1 protein-coding gene is annotated in these 387 nt (G+C 65.9%); it reads right to left on the bottom strand.

The window, feature by feature from the left end:
* On the bottom strand, window positions 1-195 hold a 195-nt coding region (locus EUU22_RS26430; protein WP_205687934.1), incomplete at its 3' end, for a hypothetical protein.
* Window positions 196-387: the final 192 nt, after the last annotated feature.

The raw sequence follows: 387 nt of genomic DNA on the forward strand, positions 1-387 counted from the left end.
CGGCAGGTGCTTCCGCTGGGCCCGGCAGGTGGTTCCGGCGGGGCGCGCAGGTGGCTCCGGCGCGCTCGGCAGGTGCTTCCGCTGGGCCCGGCAGGTGGTTCCGGCGAGTCGAGCAGGTTGTTCCTGCGTGCTCGGCAGGTGGTTCAGTTGGGTCTGGCAGGTGGTTTCGGTCTTTTCGGGGTGTGGTTCCAGCATCTCAGGCACATGGTTCTGGCACGTCTGAGAGGTGGTTCCGGCTGGCCCAACAGGTGTTTCTGGAGTCTCCGCCAAGTGGTTCTGGCGTAGCTGGCAGGTGATGTTGGCGTGACTGGCAGGTGGCTCCAGCCAGCCCGGCAGGTGGTTCCGGAGTGTTCACCAACTGGCTGTGGCGTAGCCGGCAGGTGATTT

The organism is Ciceribacter ferrooxidans (assembly GCF_004137355.1).
In the GTDB taxonomy this organism is placed as follows: domain Bacteria; phylum Pseudomonadota; class Alphaproteobacteria; order Rhizobiales; family Rhizobiaceae; genus Allorhizobium; species Allorhizobium ferrooxidans.